Source organism: Pseudomonas sp. BJa3 (assembly GCF_026343815.1).
In the GTDB taxonomy this organism is placed as follows: Bacteria; Pseudomonadota; Gammaproteobacteria; order Pseudomonadales; family Pseudomonadaceae; genus Aquipseudomonas; species Aquipseudomonas soli.
On record NZ_JAOXMC010000192.1, the window covers coordinates 1 to 272 of the forward strand.

Consider the following 272-nt stretch of genomic DNA (forward strand, 5'->3'; position numbering starts at 1 on the left):
GAACAGCAGGGCGACTTACGGAATCGGTGACGCCCAGAACGGCGCGCGTGGCACCTCCGTCAACCTCCTGGGACTCGGTGAGCGCGGCACGTTGGTCCTGATCGATGGTCACCGGGCCGCGCAGTCCGCGATGGGAAATTTCGTCGACGTGTCATTAATTCCTCTCGCAGCGGTCGACAGCATCGAAGTCCTTTCCCAGGGCGCGGCCGCGATCTACGGCTCCGATGCAGTCGGGGGCGTCGTCAACATCGTTCTCCGCAGCAACTTTACCG

Annotated in this window: 1 protein-coding gene; it reads left to right on the forward strand. The window is 63.2% G+C overall.

Annotated features, from left to right (window positions below):
- Positions 1-272: TonB-dependent receptor plug domain-containing protein (locus OH705_RS27395; protein ID WP_267303464.1), on the forward strand; the 272-nt coding region annotated here is incomplete at both ends.